The sequence below is a fragment of the Psychrobacter sp. ANT206 genome (assembly GCF_056880555.1).
The window spans coordinates 2,685,965-2,701,495 of sequence record NZ_CP096271.1 but is presented as its reverse complement, the minus strand read 5'-3'; the positions used below and the strand labels follow the sequence as shown (position 1 = coordinate 2,701,495).

Genomic DNA, 15,531 nt, shown 5'->3' with positions numbered 1-15,531 from the left:
CATCGTGTCGTTAGATCTAAACAAAAAATAGTGATTTATATTAAGGTACTATTTTTATAATTTTTTTGTTTGCTGTTCGCAAGCAATACTGATTGCGCTTTGCATAACATTTGGTAACTGATATTTGTCGCCACTATTGCTATAATAGCTGCCAAGCTACAGTGAATTATATCTTATAGCTTGTGAATATTTGGTTAATAAAGGCTGACAAAGTCAAGTGTTTGGCTTTTGAGCCAAGAGCAAGAAAAAAATAATAGTTAATTTTGGATTCATAATAATACGTGATACTGTGTTCAGCAATACAATGTATTAATCGATAAAATTCATTTTAAACAATAAACTCAGCCAATTTAGCCAGCTATTTTATAGGGTTTTTTGCGTGTTAAAAATAGCGTAAAATTCAGTTTCCATAAAATAACAGCTAAAACAGCAAGGATAAAATAACTATGTCAAAGATTACTTTACCAGACCTACCATATGCAAAAGATGCTTTAGAGCCGCACATCAGTGCTGAAACTTTAGAGTTCCATCATGATAAGCATCACAATGCATACGTGACTAAGCTTAACGAGTTGCTACCAGGTTCTGGTCTAGAAGACAAAACGTTGTCAGAAATCATCGTAGCAACCGCTAAAGATGACAGCAAGCAAGGTATGTTTAACCAAGCAGCCCAAGTATGGAACCACACGTTCTATTGGAACTGCATGACGCCAACTAACGGCGGCGGCGAACCTACTGGCGATCTAAAAGCTAAAATCGAAGAAGACTTCGGTAGCTATGACAAGTTCCGTGAAGAGTTCAAAAATGCAGCATTGACTCAATTTGGTTCAGGTTGGGCGTGGCTAGTCGCTGATAAAGTCGGTGGCAAATTGTCTATCGCCAAAACAGCTAACGCTGATACACCACTTGCACATGACCAAATCGCGGTATTGACTTGTGATGTATGGGAACATGCGTACTACATCGATTATCGTAACCGTCGTCCTGATTATGTCGACACGTTCCTAGACAAGCTAGTGAACTGGGACTACGCAAACGCAAAATATAAAGGTCAAGATGCTGGTGTTGAAGAGTAAGTCGCTTTTTTTAAGTGCCTTTTCAATAACTAGATTGTCTCGACTTTATAAGTAGAAAAAAGGATGCCGTTGGGTGTCCTTTTTTTGTGGGTTGAAACTCTACTAAAACTATTGCTTATCTACTGTTTCAAACACTAGATTCCTATATTGTTCAGTAAATGTCAGCAAAGAAAAAGTATTATTAAAGCGCTTGTTTCTACTTATTTCTGGTTCAATTTCGTCCCATGTATTAATAATAATTCGCATGTATTCTTTGCCTCCAGTTTTATTAATAGTCCCAGCGTGAAGAAATTCTCCCCATTTTTCCGGCACTATTAAGTGTTTTCTCGACCAAAATAGACCAACAGTGGTAGCAATTTGGTCACATAAGTGAACTAATTCAGAACGACTAATGTTAATTCCTATTTTAGATTGGAGACTTGGCAAACTAAATATTTCCCATATTTGAGGTAGAATATGTTCCAATCTTACAACAGGAGGTGGGTGAGTACCTTCAGGTTTTGGGTTAATAGATAATGATTCAGTACCATGAATTTTATAAATAGCACAAGAGAGAGCACAGACGAATGTTCCTACGGAATCCTCTAAATCATTTCCTTTAAAATGTCTTATTAGTTCTGTTATACAAGTACAGACAGCTTCAAAATCCGCAGCCATCTCTGTTGTATGACTTATAGCAGCAGCTTCTCCCTCCAGCATTTTTGAGTTATTAATATTGCATTCATGTATTAGGTAATTATCACTTTCAAGTACTTGACTGCGAATATGTCCATGTTCCTGATTAAGATGTGCTAATTCATGGAAAAAAACCTAAGTTAATGAACTTATGAAAATATTTTTTCTATAGTCTGCTTTTGCGAAATTTGAAGGTAATATTTCTTTATATTCAGGGTCGTCCTTAAAGAGTTCATCAAAAATAGCTTTATCACACTCACTTTCGACATAATCACAATACTCTTCAATATCGCGAAATAATTGACGTACTAATTCAAAGTGCATATTTATACGATGAACAGGAGGCTGATTGACTCCCGAAATTGACTGTGCCGAAGCATTAAAGTTACCATCTCTTACCCAATTAACTGACAGAGTTCCGCTAATATTAGAATACAAGCTTTCGTTTAAATCTCTAGTTATAGATGAAATAATATCCATAGCTAAATTATTTATTGCAATATCGTCCATTTTATAAACCCTACTCGTCTAATCTAAATTAAATTAACACTAAGTCTATTTTTCGTAGTTAATAGTGAAGATGATGATAGCTACAACACTTCAAACCCAAACTTACCCAACGCTTCCCTTAACATCGCAATATTATAATAAGCGTGCGCGTTGACCGTATTTTGGAAGAAAACATATAACGTATCAAAATGCTGACGCTGATTGGCAATTGCTTGCGCCCAATCCTGCATTTCCGCCTCGCTATAACGATAATCATGACGGTCAGCCGCACTCATCGCATCCCACCAGTTTAGATTATTGCCATGCATACGCAGGTAGCCCGTACGCTGAGTGAATATCAGCCGTGATGGCGGTAAACCGCTAACTTTGGGGTAGTCAACGCTACACCAAATTAAGCCTTGTTTGACAAAACTATTGACTACTTGAGGGGTGTGCCAGCCGTTATGACGAAACTCAATAGCGAGTGGGTAGTCCTTAAACCAACTGACAAGGTTTGCGAGATATAGACGATGCTCGCGAGTACGATCAAAACCATGTGGGAATTGCAGTAGTAATGGCGCGAGCGCATTGGCTTCAATAAGTGGTTTGAGGGCAGTAAGGAAAGCTTGCGCGTGATCACTAGTGCCTTTACGCGCATGAGTAAAGTCTTGATGCAGCTTGACGGCGAACTTCAATTCACTGTCTGCTTGCACATAGGCTTTATCGACCATACCAGCAAAGGCTTTTTGTCCAATGGGTGCATAAAAAGTACTATTAATCTCAACTGCGCCATATTGCTTGGCGTATTCACGTAAGAAGTCCGTTTTTTTGGTACCCGTTGGATAAAGCGTACCGAGCAAATCGGTATCGCTATAACCGCCAGTACCGAGGTAAATACGCGGAGTAGGGGCACTATCCATGTTGATCACCCTTTGCTGTTTTCAATGATTAAAAGATTGGGCTTGTTGTTTCTAAGCTTATTCCTTATTTAGCTATTTCTTACGTGCCCAAAGCCATTCGATAAGTGCCATCAGCGCATCAGTGTCTGAGCTGTCATCAAGTTCACGAGAAATGGCTGCACGCCCGTCATCAAATAGTGATTGCGCATAGCTTGTCGCATTATTGACACCCATCAATTTTACATAGGTAGATTTGTCTAACTTTTCATCACTGCCAGCAGGTTTGCCAAGCGTATCGGTACTGGTGGTGACGTCTAAAATATCGTCTTGTACCTGAAAGGCTAGACCTATATGCTGCGCACACTCTTGTAGAGCCATGCGCTGCGGAGCCGTCGCGCCAGCACAGATACCGCCCATCAGCATAGCCGCTTCAATCAGCGCACCAGTTTTATCACGGTGGATAGCTTCTAAATCGTTTTGTGAAATACCAGTAGTGGCTTCGGCATTAAGGTCAAGCATTTGACCCGATACCATGCGCCGTGCACGCGGGGCAAAGATAGCAAATAACTGACTTGCGATAGCTGAATCAAAAGGCGCAAAGGTTGGCAGATCCGCCGTCAATACTTCAAAGGCTAGCGTCTGTAATACGTCACCTGCGAGCAGGGCGGTCGATTCTTCAAAGACGATATGAGCGGTTGGTTGACCACGGCGCAGCTCGTCATCGTCCATACATGGCAAGTCATCATGCACCAGCGAATAAGTATGCAGCAGCTCCACCGCCAACGCTGCACGGCGGCACATATCATAATCTGAGTCGTTTTCTAACAAAGATGCCAAGGCATTGTCTTTATCGGCGATTGTGTCATTATGGCTATAAGTGCTGGAAAAAGCGCTGGCAACCAGTAGTGGACGTACCAATTTCCCTGTACCTGTCATTACATAGCGGCAAGCGTCAAGCAGCGGGCTTGGCAGCTCAGCGTAATCAAATAACACTTCGATATCTTTGGCTAATTGCGCGCGCACCTCATGGTGAAACTGCTCTGTGCTATTAAAAGGGATAAAGCTAATAGGAACAACGCTCGACGTAGAAGAAACAGACATAACCCAACCTTCTATCAGGTGAATAATAAAAATATCGTTAGTGTAACATGATAGATTATATTCCTTATGCCACATACATAATCCCTAATGTATTTTTTAAAGTTGTATATTAAAAATAGAAGGTTTGAGATCAAAAACAGAAAGCTTAATATGAAAAGCGGCATGAAATAATGCAACAAGCCCTCGTTACGCATTGGCGATTTAACTTAGTGGTTAAATATGTTTTGATAAGAGGCTGCATTTAAAGGTTAATCACCACGGTCTGATTCCAGTATACAAACAATCACTTAAGGCAGATTGCTAGTCAGGTAAAGGGCTGCTGTGGATTTAAGAGTGACTTGCGAGTATGGTATTAGCTTGTGACAGTCGGGGGCATAATCCCCTACACTAATTGGCGTGAAATTGGTCTAGCGATTGATAACTGAGGTTTTACACTATTTATCAATCGAAAAACGACTATAAAATCAAATCTCAGTCAATAGCTATAATAGTAGTAATATAATATAAGTACATAGCTATAAAGGTACAAGCATAAGCGCTAGATAATAAAGATATCTTCACCGTTTAATTTGGCTCACCATTATCACAATGACGTCATTATTGTTGATTAGGATGAAAGGGCAGGTTAACGGTGCTATTACCCATTTTTCTAACAATAACTGGCTATTTATTTTAATTTTAAAACGTAGCTTTCGTTATATAGCAAGGAGTTCCAAATGGTATACCAAGGAAATCGCATTACGGTGACAATGCTAGAGGATGGCATCGCCAACATGCAATACAACGCCGAAAATGAGAGCGTGAACAAGTTTGACACTGAGACCAATAAGCAGTTTGCTGAAGTTGTTAATGCGTTAGAAAAAGCAGATGACATTAAAGGCTTAATCGTCACGTCAAGCAAAGGCGTCTTTATCGCTGGGGCGGACATCACAGAGTTTGTGGCTTCTTTTAAGCAATCAGAAGAAGAAATCAAAGATTGGGTTATTAATATCAATGACGCCTTTAATCGCTTTGAAGATTTGCCTTTCCCGAAAGTAGCTGCTATCAATGGCGCAGCGCTTGGCGGTGGTTGTGAGATGACCTTAGTTTGCGAATACCGCGTCATGAGCGACAAAGCTATCATCGGTTTACCAGAAACTCAATTGGGTATCTTCCCAGGCTTTGGTGGTACGGTTCGTAGTACGCGTGTCATTGGTATTGATAATGCGCTTGAACTTATTGCGACTGGCACACCAAAGAAAGCACTCGATGCACTAAAACTAGGCTTGGTTGATGCGACTGTTGCTGCTGATGACTTGCAAGATGCTGCCATTGATTTGGTCAAAAAATGTATCTCAGGTGAGCTTGATTGGCAAGCGAAACGAGAAGAAAAGCTCGTTCCTGTTAAGCTAAATCAGCTTGAACAAGCGATGGCATTTAACAGCGCAAAAGGTATGATCTTTGCCAAAGCCAATCCTAAGCAATATCCTGCGCCAGCATTAGCTATCGCTGCTATCGAAAAACACGTTAACTTACCACGTGACAAAGCGATTGAAGTAGAAGCGGCAGGTTTTGCAAAAGCGGCGAAAACCCCACAAGCAGAAAGCTTGGTTGGTTTGTTCTTAAGCGACCAATTGGTTAAAAAGTTAGCCAAACAGCACAGCAAAAAAGCACATGACATCAACGAAGCCGCTGTATTGGGCGCTGGTATCATGGGCGGCGGTATCGCTTATCAAGCAGCCAGCAAAGGCTTGCCAATCATCATGAAAGACATCAAGTCTGAGCAATTAGACCTTGGTATGGGTGAAGCCAGCAAATTACTTGGTAAAATGGTCGATCGCGGCAAAATGACCCCAGCAAAAATGGGTGAAACCTTAAGCCGTATCCGTCCAACGCTTAATTATGGTGACTTTGCTGAGACTGACATCGTTATTGAAGCGGTCGTAGAAAATCCAAATGTGAAGCGTGCGGTACTAAAAGAAGTAGAAGGTCTAGTAAAAGACGATTGTATCCTAGCGTCAAACACCTCAACGATTTCTATTACTTTCTTGGCTGAAGCCCTTGAGCGTCCAGAGAACTTCGTCGGTATGCACTTCTTTAACCCAGTAAACCGTATGCCGCTAGTAGAAGTTATTCGCGGTGAGAAGTCATCTGAAGAAGCGATTTCAACGACCGTTGCTTTGGCCACAAAAATGGGCAAAGTGCCTGTCGTCGTGAATGACTGCCCAGGCTTCCTTGTGAACCGCGTATTGTTCCCATACTTTGGTGCCTTTGATTTGCTGCTTAAGCAAGGCGCTGATTTCGTCCATGTTGATAAAGTCATGGAAAAATTCGGCTGGCCGATGGGTCCTGCTTACCTAATCGACGTCGTTGGTCTAGATACGGGTGTACATGGCGCAGAAGTCATGGCAGAAGGCTTCCCTGACCGTATGAAGCCTGATTATAAAGGTGCGATTGAGCTTTTATATGAAAACAAACGCTTAGGTCAGAAAAACGGTGTTGGTTTCTATAAGTACGAAATGGACAAACGCGGCAAGCCAAAGAAAGTTGCTGACGAAGCCACTTATGAGCTACTCAAAACCACGACAGATAGCGACAAGCAAACCTTTGACGATCAAGCGATTATCGACCGCACCATGCTGGCTTTCTGTAATGAGACTGTCCGCTGCCTAGAAGACAATATCGTTAGCACGCCATCTGAAGCTGATATGGCGATGATTATGGGCGTTGGTTTCCCGCCATTCCGCGGTGGTCCTTGCCGTTATGTCGACCAAATGGGTCTAGATAACTACTTGGCATTGTGTGAAAAATACGCCCATCTTGGCAAAGCCTATGAAGCGCCGCAAAAGATTCGCGACATGGCAGCCGCAGGCGAGACCTTTTACGCCACAGCGTAATAGGCAGTCACTACTAGGATGAAGTGCCGTACGTTTGCTATTTAGGCTAAGAGCAATTGAGACATGAATCGTCTCCAATAGTGAACGTACGATTATAGTGAGTTTCATTTAATGCTAGTACGAGGAAATCGAGTGCAAATGTACGTATTGTACTTTAAGCGAGATTGACGAGGTAATAGCACTAAAGTGGACTGACTACACTGACAATAAAAATTGAAAAGGAAGATAGTATGACAATTTTAAGTCCAAAAGACGTGGTCATCGTAGATGGCGTACGCTCAGCGATGGGTAAAACCAAAAACGGTATGTTCCGTCACGTTCGCGCTGATAGCATGTCTGCTGAATTGGTACGTGCATTGGTTGAACGTAACGATTTCGATCCACGCGACGTTGAAGACATCATCTGGGGTTGTGTCAACCAAACGCTAGAGCAAGGTCTAAACATCGGTCGTAACATCGGTCTGCTGGCTGGTATTCCAAAGACTGCTGGCGGTCAAACCGTTAACCGTCTATGTGGTTCTTCTATGCAGGCGCTACACACTGCTGCTGCCCAAATCATGACCAACCAAGGTGATGTGTTCATCATCGGTGGTGTAGAGCACATGGGTCACGTCGGCATGATGCATGGTGTTGATCTTAACCCTGAAGCATCAAAGCATTATGCAAAAGCTTCAAACATGATGGGCTTGACCGCTGAAATGCTGGGTCGTATGAACAACATCACCCGTGAAGAGCAAGATGCCTTTGGTCTTGAGTCTCATCGCCGTGCATGGGCTGCGACCACTGAAGGTCGTTTTGACAATGAAATCATCGGTATCGAAGGTCATGATGCTGCTGGTCGCTTGCAACTATGTACCGTCGATGAAGTGATTCGCCCTGATGCTACGATGGAGCAAATGCAAAATCTACGTCCAGCCTTTGATCCTAAAGGTGGTACGGTGACTGCTGCAACGTCATCTGCATTATCTGACGGTGCATCTGCAATGCTAGTGATGAGCGCCCAAAAAGCCAAAGAGCTAGGTCTTAAGCCGCGTGCTCGTATTCGCAGCATGGCTGTGGCTGGTTGTGATGCCGCTATCATGGGTTATGGTCCTGTACCTGCTACGCAAAAAGCACTTAAGCGTGCTGGCATGAGCATCGATGATATGCAAACCATTGAGCTAAACGAAGCATTCGCAGCGCAAGGCTTATCAGTACTAAAAGCCTTGAACTTGACGGACAAGCAAGACATCGTCAACATCAACGGTGGCGCGATTGCGCTGGGTCATCCACTAGGGTGTTCTGGTGCTCGTATCACGGTTACCTTGCTAAACGCGATGGAGCAATCAGATACTGAAATCGGTCTAGCGACGATGTGTATCGGTCTTGGTCAAGGTATTGCGACTATCATTGAGCGTGTTTAAGCCTATAGTATTGCAATAATTTTAAAATAGTTAAGCGCTCTAATATGAACCCCTAGTTATCATAACTGGGGGTTTTTGTATTTATGAATCATAGTGGTTTACTTAGAATAAAAAGGTCATAAGTTGTTACTATCACTTATCTCCATTGACGCATTCGCTAAACTGTGACTAAATAAGAGAGTAATTAATCATTATAATTTTAAGTCTGATATTCATTCTAAATCAGTTTAGAGCCGTCAGCTTCAGCCGTACAAGGAGTGTACTATGTCCACCATGATTACTGATCGTACCTACCGTATTGACCGTGAAAATACCCAAGCGATGATAATCGACGTCCAAGAACGTCTGACTCCGCATATCTATGATCATGAAAATATTCTCAAAAAAATAACGACTTTGATTAAAGGTCTGCAAGCGCTTGACGTTCCCATTATGCTTAATGAGCAATATAAAAAGGGCTTAGGCGAGACATTGCCTGAAATTTGTGAGTTATTAGAAGGCGATAATGCCAAAGGTTTTGAAAAAGTCACCTTTAGTGCCTGCGACAATGACGATTCATGGAATCATCTTGCGCAGCAGAATCGAAGCATCATTTTATTATTCGGCGTAGAAGCACATGTCTGCGTGCTACAAACCGCGCTTGATTTGCTAGATAACGGTATGCAGCCGGTTATTATTGGTGATGCCGTCGGTTCGCGTTTTCCGTATGATAAAAAGCAAGCAATTCGCCGTATTCGCCGTGCTGGCGGGGTGATTACCACGGTTGAAACCATTCTGTTTGAGCTTTGCCGCAGTAGCAAAGACCCTGCTTTTAAAACCATTAGTAACTTGATTAAATAGTCTTTTTACTCGATTTAAAATAAAATAGCGCTTACTAACATAAGCGCTATTTTATTTTTATGGTAACGCTAATTAACGCTAATTAACGCTAATTAACGCTAATTAACGATAGGTTAGCGTCTTCTTTTATAGTGTTTATAAAATGTATAATAATTGCTTATGCGTAAAGGTAGAATGAAGCGCTATACATTAGTAGAAAAATTAAGAGAATATTTATGTCATCAGCTAATTCCATGTCATTCACTAACCCAACGCTTGCCTCAAACATTGATATAGATCATGTCACTCATTATCTGTTAGAGCTTGATGCTCTTAAACGGGTAAATCGCCGCAGTTACGTGACGGGTACGACTCGTCTAGAAAACTCTGCCGAACATTCTTGGCATCTCGCTATGGCATGTTGGTCAATCGCTGAATTGTTTGAACTTGATGTCAATCATGAAAAGTTACTAAAGCTGGCGCTAGTACATGACTTAGGCGAGATTGATGCCGGTGATACTTTTTTATACGCTGATACACGCACTGATGCGCATCTTGAAGAACGCGCTGGCATTGCGCGCTTACAAGCTGAACGTGGTAATGGCATTAAAGATTTAAATGAGATTTGGGAAGAGCAGGAAACTGGCAGTAGCAAAGAAACCCAGCTGCTGAAAGTGGTTGATCGCTTGTTGCCGTTTTTGCTTAATTTAAATACCAACGGAAAAACGTGGCTTGAGTCTAGTGTTACGCGCTCGCAAGTAGCTGGCGCGCATGCCTTTATTAAAGACAGCTTTCCGAGTATTTATGAGTGGCAGGCACGGCAGATTGAATTTGCCACCGCGCAGGGCTGGTTGATTGATGGTTAAATTTATAGCAGTATCGCATTACTAAAAGCGTGTATTTTTTATTTTGAACGGACTATGTTTTAAACGGACCATCGTGTGCGATAAAGAAAATGCTATTTAAAATGCTATTTAAAATGTTATTTATTACTACCAGCATCCGTGGTTTGCTGGACGATTTTTTCCACTTGCATAAAATTTGTATGCCGCACATCTTTGCCGCTGGTGCAAAAAATAACCAGCTCAGCAATGTTTTTAGCATGATCGCCCACACGTTCTAGGGCGCGCAATACCCAAAGTATATTCATCACTCTGGACACGTGGCGGCTGTCTTCCATAATATAGGTCAGCAAGGCTCGAGTGGCAGATTGATACTCTTCATTAACCGCCACATCACTTTGCAATACCGAAAATGCCTGCTGAGGATTCATATGCGAGAAGGCGTCAATCGCATCAAGTAGCATCACGTGCACCTTATTGGATAAATGCTGAACCTCTGAATATCCTCTTGGAGAAGCGCCGTCTTTAATTAATTTGCAGGCCATACGAGCGATTTTTTCGGCTTCATCACCCACCCGTTCAAAGTCAACAATACCTTTGCTAACCGCCATCACTAAACGCAAGTCATTTGCTGCAGGTTGGCGCTTGGTGACTAACAAAATAATTTGCTCATCGATTTTAATATCTAGCTGATTAATCAGCTGGTCGTCTGCAATCACTTTTTTCGCGGTCGCTTCATCTGCAGCTATCAAAGCGCGGGTTGCAACCATGACTTGCTCTGCTGCCATGTAACCCATTTGCATAAACAGCTCAATCACATCATGTAAGTCATTATCAAAACCCTTTGATAAATGTTTTTGCGTTATTAGCATGGCGGCTTCCTTACTCTTATAGATTTAAATAGGGGTACAAGCATAAAATAGATACTAAAAAATTAGTCTGTCAATACAAACTGTTTTAACCATAGCGACCAGTAATATAGTCTTCAGTCGCCTTTTGAGCGGGGTTGGTAAATATCTGATCCGTCTCACCCATCTCTACCATATCACCCAGATACATATAGGCGGTATAGTCAGAGACGCGCGCCGCTTGCTGCATATTGTGGGTAACGATAGCAATCGTATAGTCGTTTTTTAAATCGGTAATGAGCTCTTCAATCGCGCCTGTCGAGATAGGGTCGAGCGCTGAGGTTGGCTCATCTAGGAGCAGTACTTCAGGTTTTGTCGCCACACCGCGAGCGATACAAAGACGTTGTTGTTGACCACCGGATAACGACAATCCTGATGCACGAAGTTTGTCTTTTACCTCAAGCCATAAAGCCGCCTTTTTGAGTGCCCATTCGACACGATTATCCATCTCAGCTTTGCTTAGCTTCTCGTAGAGGCGTACGCCAAATGCCACGTTGTCATAGATGGACATTGGAAATGGCGTCGGTTTTTGAAAGACCATGCCGACTTGTGCGCGTAGCAAGTTCACATCGATGTCTTTGCCCAAGATATTTTTGCCATCGAGGTTGATATTACCTTCTGCACGCATACCGGGATATAGATCATACATACGATTAAACGTACGTAATAGTGTGGATTTACCGCAACCTGAAGGCCCGATAAAGGCAGTCACTTTTTTGTCTGGAATATCAATATTAATATTTTTTAGCGCTTGAAAGTCACCATAATAGAAATTGAGATCTCGAATACTCATCTTGGCAGGCGGCATATGCTGAGGGATATCTGCTACTGTTTGCTGAGTCAAAAAGGCACTGTCAGGCTGCTGCCCTTGATGCTTCTGACTTCCTTGATCTATATTAGAGAATGATTGACCAAATAAACCACGTTGGCTGACGTTTTGCTTATTCTCTTGCTTAACCGCTTTTCTTTCTAGTAAGTCTGTCATCATCATATCCAATTATTTTAGAATGTTGTCAATATAGGTGCTGAACATAAGTACTAAACGTGCGCTATAAATTGGCTGCTTAGTCAATTCTTAAATCAGCTATCTTGTATGATCTTTACCGCCAATAAAGCGCGCGAGAATATTGACTATCAGTACTGTCATGGTAATCAGTAATGCTGCCGCCCATGCCAATGCATGCCAGTTGTCATAAGGGCTCATCGCAAACTGATAAATAGTGTTCGGTAAGTTTGCCATCGGTTGGCTCATATCGGTACTAAAATACTGATTGTTTAACGCAGTAAATAGTAACGGCGCGGTCTCGCCAGTGATACGGGCAAATGCCAATAGCACCCCTGTAGTCAGACCTGCTTTAGCCGCTTTAAGCGTGACCGTGCTGATCAGCTTCCACTTTGGCGTACCGAGTGCATAGGCCGCTTCACGTAAAGTATTTGGTACCAGATTGAGCATATTCTCAGTGGTGCGCACGACAATTGGAATCACAATCAAAGCAAGCGCAACTGCACCAGCCCAGCCGGAGAAGCTTTGACCTTTCACCATCAATGCATAAACAAAAAGACCAATCACGATAGAGGGCGCTGACAGCAAGATATCGTTTAAAAAGCGAGTAACTTTACCCAACAAGCTGCCTTGTGAGAACTCCGCTAAATAGATGCCCGCCATCATTCCAACCGGCGTACCAATCGCGAGACCTAACAAGGCGATCATCAATGAACCAATAATAGCATTACGTAAACCGCCGTCGCCCATAGGCGGTGGTGTATCTGCCATAAATACCGGCATCTCGATTAACCCTTGAAAACCCTCAACAAAAAGCGTCAGCAAAATCCATGTCAGCCAGAACAAACCAAAAGCGATGGCTGAGATGGCAAAACCAAGCCCCAATCTATTGATCAGGCGACGCTTATGATATAAACGCTTGTTGTAGCGGTCTTCAAAGCGTGAAGTCGGCTGGCTGGTTTGGTCGTTATCAGTCGTGACAGTCGCTAAAGTCATTAGGCGTTTGTCCTTTGTTGGTCGAAGGATTGGGTTAAGTGGTTGATTAACATGCTTGCTTTATAACAGGATATTGGCGCTACTTAGTGACCGGCTTTTTGGTCGATACGCATCAGCATTAGCTTAGAGATGGACAAGACAATAAAGGTAATAACAAATAGGATTAAACCCAAATGTAGTAGGGATGCCAAATGCAATTCACTTGATGCTTCGGCAAATTCATTGGCGAGCGCAGAGGTAATCGTCACCCCAGAGGTAAACAGACTTGGGCTGATATTAAAGGCATTACCGATTAAGAAAGTCACAGCCATCGTCTCGCCTAATGCGCGTCCAAGCCCTAAAATCACACCACCGACCACGCCAGCTTTAGTATAGGGTAAGATGATTTTGAACATCACTTCCCACGTCGTCGCACCCATGCCATACGCAGATTCTTTTAATAAATCAGGCACCACAGAAAAAACATCCCGCATGGTGGCGGCAATAAAAGGAATAATCATAATTGCCAGTACCAAGGAGGCGGTAAACATGCCAAGCCCCATCGGTGCACCAGTGAATACTTGCCCGATAATAGGCAGAGGACCAATGTTTTCAATCAACCATGGCTGAATGTGTTCGCTAAAATACGGTGCAAAGACAAACAAACCCCACATGCCATAAATAATAGAAGGAATACCTGCCAACAGCTCAATAGCGATACCCAATGGCTTTTTTAAGAAGTTAGGACACAGTTCGGTCAAAAAGATAGCAATACCAAAGCTCACTGGCACAGCAATAGCGATTGCAATAAGGGAGGTAACAATCGTACCGTAAATAGGTGCAAGTGCCCCATATTGATCGTTCACTGTATCCCAGTTATTGCTGGTATAAAATCCCAGTCCAAATTCAGTGATACTGGGCCAAGCGCCCACGATTAATGAGAGCAGGATGCCACCAAGTGACAATAGCACCAAGATTGCAAATGCTTTGGTCGCATTGACAAAGATAGCATCGTAACGTTTTTGTTTAGCCAGTTGGGACCTTAAATCATTCATAAGTGTCTCAGCGTTGAATAGAATCAAGTCAAAATAGTAAAAGAGGTTTTATCACAACAAACTTAAAAAAATCTTTAAATTTTCTGTGATAAAACCTCTCAAACCCCTACCGGAGAATAGTGGTTTGAGAGGTTGGCTCGACAGTGATTATGCAATCACTAGGATAAACAGGTTACTGTGCAGGCTTATAGACAGGTTGGCCGTCGCTGCCTTTGACCTCACTCCATTTTGCTTTAAATAAGGCAACTGCAGTATCAGAGAACGGTACGTAATCAAGCGCCATAGCGTCGTCATCACCTTGCTCATAAGCCCAGTCAAAGAACTTCAGTACACCAGCGACTTGTTTGGCATCTTGTGGCTGCTTATGTACTAAGATAAAAGTGGCTGCGGCGATTGGCCAAGCTTGCGCTGTTTCAGAGTTGGTAATGACTTTATAAAAGCCTTCTTGCTGTGACCAATCGATGTCACCTGCTGCTGCAAAGGTTTTGGCAGAAGGTTGTACGACATTGCCCGCAGCATTTTTCAGGGCGACGTGTGCCATACCGTTTTGCTTAGCGTAAGCATATTCAACATAGCCGATAGAGTTTTTCATACGCGTGACATAGCTCGACACACCTTCATTACCTTTACCACCCGCACCGGTAGCCGACGTTGGCCATTTGACGGTCTTATCGACGCCTACACTGTCATTCCAGTCGCTTGACACTTTGGCTAGATAATCAGTGAAGTTAAACGTTGTACCAGAACCATCTGAGCGAAACACCGTGGTAATGGCAGCATCTGGTAATTTAAGTTCAGGATTCATAGCCGCGATTGCAGGGTCGTTCCATTTGCTGATTTTACCCAGATAAATATCAGCAAGCATTTTGCCATCGAGCTTTAACTGACCGGGCTCAATACCATCGATATTAACAATAGGTACCACGCCACCGATGACGCTTGGGAACTGTATCAGACCGGCTTCGTTCAACTCTTCTGGTGTCATCGGCGCATCAGATGCCCCAAAATCTACGGTCTTAGCAACGATTTGCTTGATACCACCCGATGAGCCAATAGACTGATAGTTCACTTGACCACCTGTGGCTTTATTGTAGGCATCTGACCACTTAGCATAGATAGGCTGTGGAAAAGAAGCACCAGCACCGGTAATACTCATCGATGCACTTTCAGCTGAGCTAGCACTAGCGTCGCTACTTACAGCAGTGTTTGATGGTGCTACTGTGGCTGCTTCGTCGGTTTTATCGCTCTCGTTGTTGCTAGTCGTTTGGTTACAAGCGGCTAATGTCAAAGTGCTAGCGATTGCTACTGCCATGAATGAATAACGCATTATTTCTCCTAAAATTAATCAATTTTGAGTATCAAGCATTTATAAATAACAATGACAATGGTTTTCTGGGGTTGGCTGAAATG

Annotated in this window: 14 protein-coding genes; 5 read left to right on the top strand and 9 right to left on the bottom strand. The window is 42.8% G+C overall.

Annotated elements, in window-relative coordinates; genetic code table 11:
• Nucleotides 1–446: 446 nt before the first annotated feature.
• Nucleotides 447–1,076: a superoxide dismutase gene (locus M0221_RS11235; protein WP_133104851.1), complete on the top strand. Its 630-nt coding sequence runs from the start codon at nucleotides 447–449 to the stop codon at nucleotides 1,074–1,076.
• A gap of 108 nt (nucleotides 1,077–1,184) precedes the next feature.
• On the opposite strand, the gene M0221_RS11230 is transcribed toward M0221_RS11235, so the two are convergent.
• The 4 genes from M0221_RS11230 to M0221_RS11215 form a co-directional block, all read right to left on the bottom strand.
• On the bottom strand, nucleotides 1,185–1,775 hold the full coding sequence (locus M0221_RS11230; protein ID WP_483283853.1) for a hypothetical protein: 591 nt from the start codon (nucleotides 1,773–1,775) through the stop codon (nucleotides 1,185–1,187).
• A gap of 111 nt (nucleotides 1,776–1,886) precedes the next feature.
• Nucleotides 1,887–2,261 (bottom strand): hypothetical protein, encoded by a 375-nt coding sequence (locus tag M0221_RS11225; protein WP_483283852.1) that lies wholly within the window; start codon nucleotides 2,259–2,261, stop codon nucleotides 1,887–1,889.
• Nucleotides 2,262–2,341: 80 nt separating this feature from the next.
• A complete protein-coding gene (locus M0221_RS11220) occupies nucleotides 2,342–3,160 on the bottom strand; it encodes a DUF72 domain-containing protein (protein WP_483283851.1) in 819 nt (272 codons plus the stop codon).
• Between the two features lie 72 nt (nucleotides 3,161–3,232).
• Nucleotides 3,233–4,240, bottom strand: a complete 1,008-nt coding sequence (locus M0221_RS11215; RefSeq protein ID WP_041753261.1) for a polyprenyl synthetase family protein — start codon at nucleotides 4,238–4,240, stop codon at nucleotides 3,233–3,235.
• A gap of 716 nt (nucleotides 4,241–4,956) precedes the next feature.
• Between M0221_RS11215 and fadB the strand changes: the two genes are divergently transcribed.
• The 4 genes from fadB (at nucleotide 4,957) to M0221_RS11195 (ending at nucleotide 10,204) form a co-directional block, all read left to right on the top strand.
• The gene (gene fadB / locus M0221_RS11210; protein WP_483283850.1) at nucleotides 4,957–7,116 is read left to right on the top strand and encodes a fatty acid oxidation complex subunit alpha FadB; all 2,160 of its coding nucleotides are present in this window, start codon (nucleotides 4,957–4,959) and stop codon (nucleotides 7,114–7,116) included.
• A gap of 230 nt (nucleotides 7,117–7,346) precedes the next feature.
• A complete protein-coding gene (gene fadA / locus M0221_RS11205) occupies nucleotides 7,347–8,519 on the top strand; it encodes an acetyl-CoA C-acyltransferase FadA (protein ID WP_439293079.1) in 1,173 nt (390 codons plus the stop codon).
• A gap of 264 nt (nucleotides 8,520–8,783) precedes the next feature.
• Entirely contained in the window at nucleotides 8,784–9,359 is a 576-nt protein-coding gene (locus M0221_RS11200) for an isochorismatase family protein (RefSeq protein ID WP_011514535.1), read from the top strand.
• Between the two features lie 215 nt (nucleotides 9,360–9,574).
• Nucleotides 9,575–10,204: an HD domain-containing protein gene (locus M0221_RS11195; protein ID WP_483283849.1), complete on the top strand. Its 630-nt coding sequence runs from the start codon at nucleotides 9,575–9,577 to the stop codon at nucleotides 10,202–10,204.
• Nucleotides 10,205–10,320: 116 nt separating this feature from the next.
• Here M0221_RS11195 and phoU read toward each other — a convergent pair whose 3' ends face one another.
• From phoU to pstS, 5 genes are all read right to left on the bottom strand, one after another.
• On the bottom strand, nucleotides 10,321–11,052 hold the full coding sequence (gene phoU / locus M0221_RS11190; RefSeq protein ID WP_011514533.1) for a phosphate signaling complex protein PhoU: 732 nt from the start codon (nucleotides 11,050–11,052) through the stop codon (nucleotides 10,321–10,323).
• A gap of 85 nt (nucleotides 11,053–11,137) precedes the next feature.
• On the bottom strand, nucleotides 11,138–12,073 hold the full coding sequence (gene pstB, locus M0221_RS11185; protein WP_020444347.1) for a phosphate ABC transporter ATP-binding protein PstB: 936 nt from the start codon (nucleotides 12,071–12,073) through the stop codon (nucleotides 11,138–11,140).
• A 99-nt stretch (nucleotides 12,074–12,172) separates the two neighbouring features.
• Nucleotides 12,173–13,087 (bottom strand): phosphate ABC transporter permease PstA, encoded by a 915-nt coding sequence (gene pstA, locus M0221_RS11180; RefSeq protein ID WP_339664130.1) that lies wholly within the window; start codon nucleotides 13,085–13,087, stop codon nucleotides 12,173–12,175.
• 83 nt (nucleotides 13,088–13,170) lie between these two features.
• The gene (pstC, locus tag M0221_RS11175) at nucleotides 13,171–14,121 is read right to left on the bottom strand and encodes a phosphate ABC transporter permease subunit PstC (RefSeq protein WP_011514530.1); all 951 of its coding nucleotides are present in this window, start codon (nucleotides 14,119–14,121) and stop codon (nucleotides 13,171–13,173) included.
• Nucleotides 14,122–14,293: 172 nt separating this feature from the next.
• Nucleotides 14,294–15,448: a phosphate ABC transporter substrate-binding protein PstS gene (pstS, locus tag M0221_RS11170; protein ID WP_483283848.1), complete on the bottom strand. Its 1,155-nt coding sequence runs from the start codon at nucleotides 15,446–15,448 to the stop codon at nucleotides 14,294–14,296.
• Nucleotides 15,449–15,531: the final 83 nt, after the last annotated feature.

Excerpts from the sequence above, each read along its gene's own strand:
- phoU (WP_011514533.1), bottom strand. The coding sequence starts at position 11,052 with ATGCTAATAACGCAAAAACATTTATCAAAGGGTTTTGATAATGACTTA.
- M0221_RS11230 (WP_483283853.1), bottom strand. The coding sequence starts at position 1,775 with ATGCTGGAGGGAGAAGCTGCTGCTATAAGTCATACAACAGAGATGGCT.
- pstS (WP_483283848.1), bottom strand. The coding sequence starts at position 15,448 with ATGCGTTATTCATTCATGGCAGTAGCAATCGCTAGCACTTTGACATTA.
- M0221_RS11220 (WP_483283851.1), bottom strand. The coding sequence starts at position 3,160 with ATGGATAGTGCCCCTACTCCGCGTATTTACCTCGGTACTGGCGGTTAT.
- M0221_RS11235 (WP_133104851.1), top strand. The coding sequence starts at position 447 with ATGTCAAAGATTACTTTACCAGACCTACCATATGCAAAAGATGCTTTA.
- M0221_RS11215 (WP_041753261.1), bottom strand. The coding sequence starts at position 4,240 with ATGTCTGTTTCTTCTACGTCGAGCGTTGTTCCTATTAGCTTTATCCCT.
- M0221_RS11195 (WP_483283849.1), top strand. The coding sequence starts at position 9,575 with ATGTCATCAGCTAATTCCATGTCATTCACTAACCCAACGCTTGCCTCA.
- fadA (WP_439293079.1), top strand. The coding sequence starts at position 7,347 with ATGACAATTTTAAGTCCAAAAGACGTGGTCATCGTAGATGGCGTACGC.
- pstA (WP_339664130.1), bottom strand. The coding sequence starts at position 13,087 with ATGACTTTAGCGACTGTCACGACTGATAACGACCAAACCAGCCAGCCG.
- fadB (WP_483283850.1), top strand. The coding sequence starts at position 4,957 with ATGGTATACCAAGGAAATCGCATTACGGTGACAATGCTAGAGGATGGC.
- pstB (WP_020444347.1), bottom strand. The coding sequence starts at position 12,073 with ATGACAGACTTACTAGAAAGAAAAGCGGTTAAGCAAGAGAATAAGCAA.
- pstC (WP_011514530.1), bottom strand. The coding sequence starts at position 14,121 with ATGAATGATTTAAGGTCCCAACTGGCTAAACAAAAACGTTACGATGCT.
- M0221_RS11200 (WP_011514535.1), top strand. The coding sequence starts at position 8,784 with ATGTCCACCATGATTACTGATCGTACCTACCGTATTGACCGTGAAAAT.
- M0221_RS11225 (WP_483283852.1), bottom strand. The coding sequence starts at position 2,261 with ATGGACGATATTGCAATAAATAATTTAGCTATGGATATTATTTCATCT.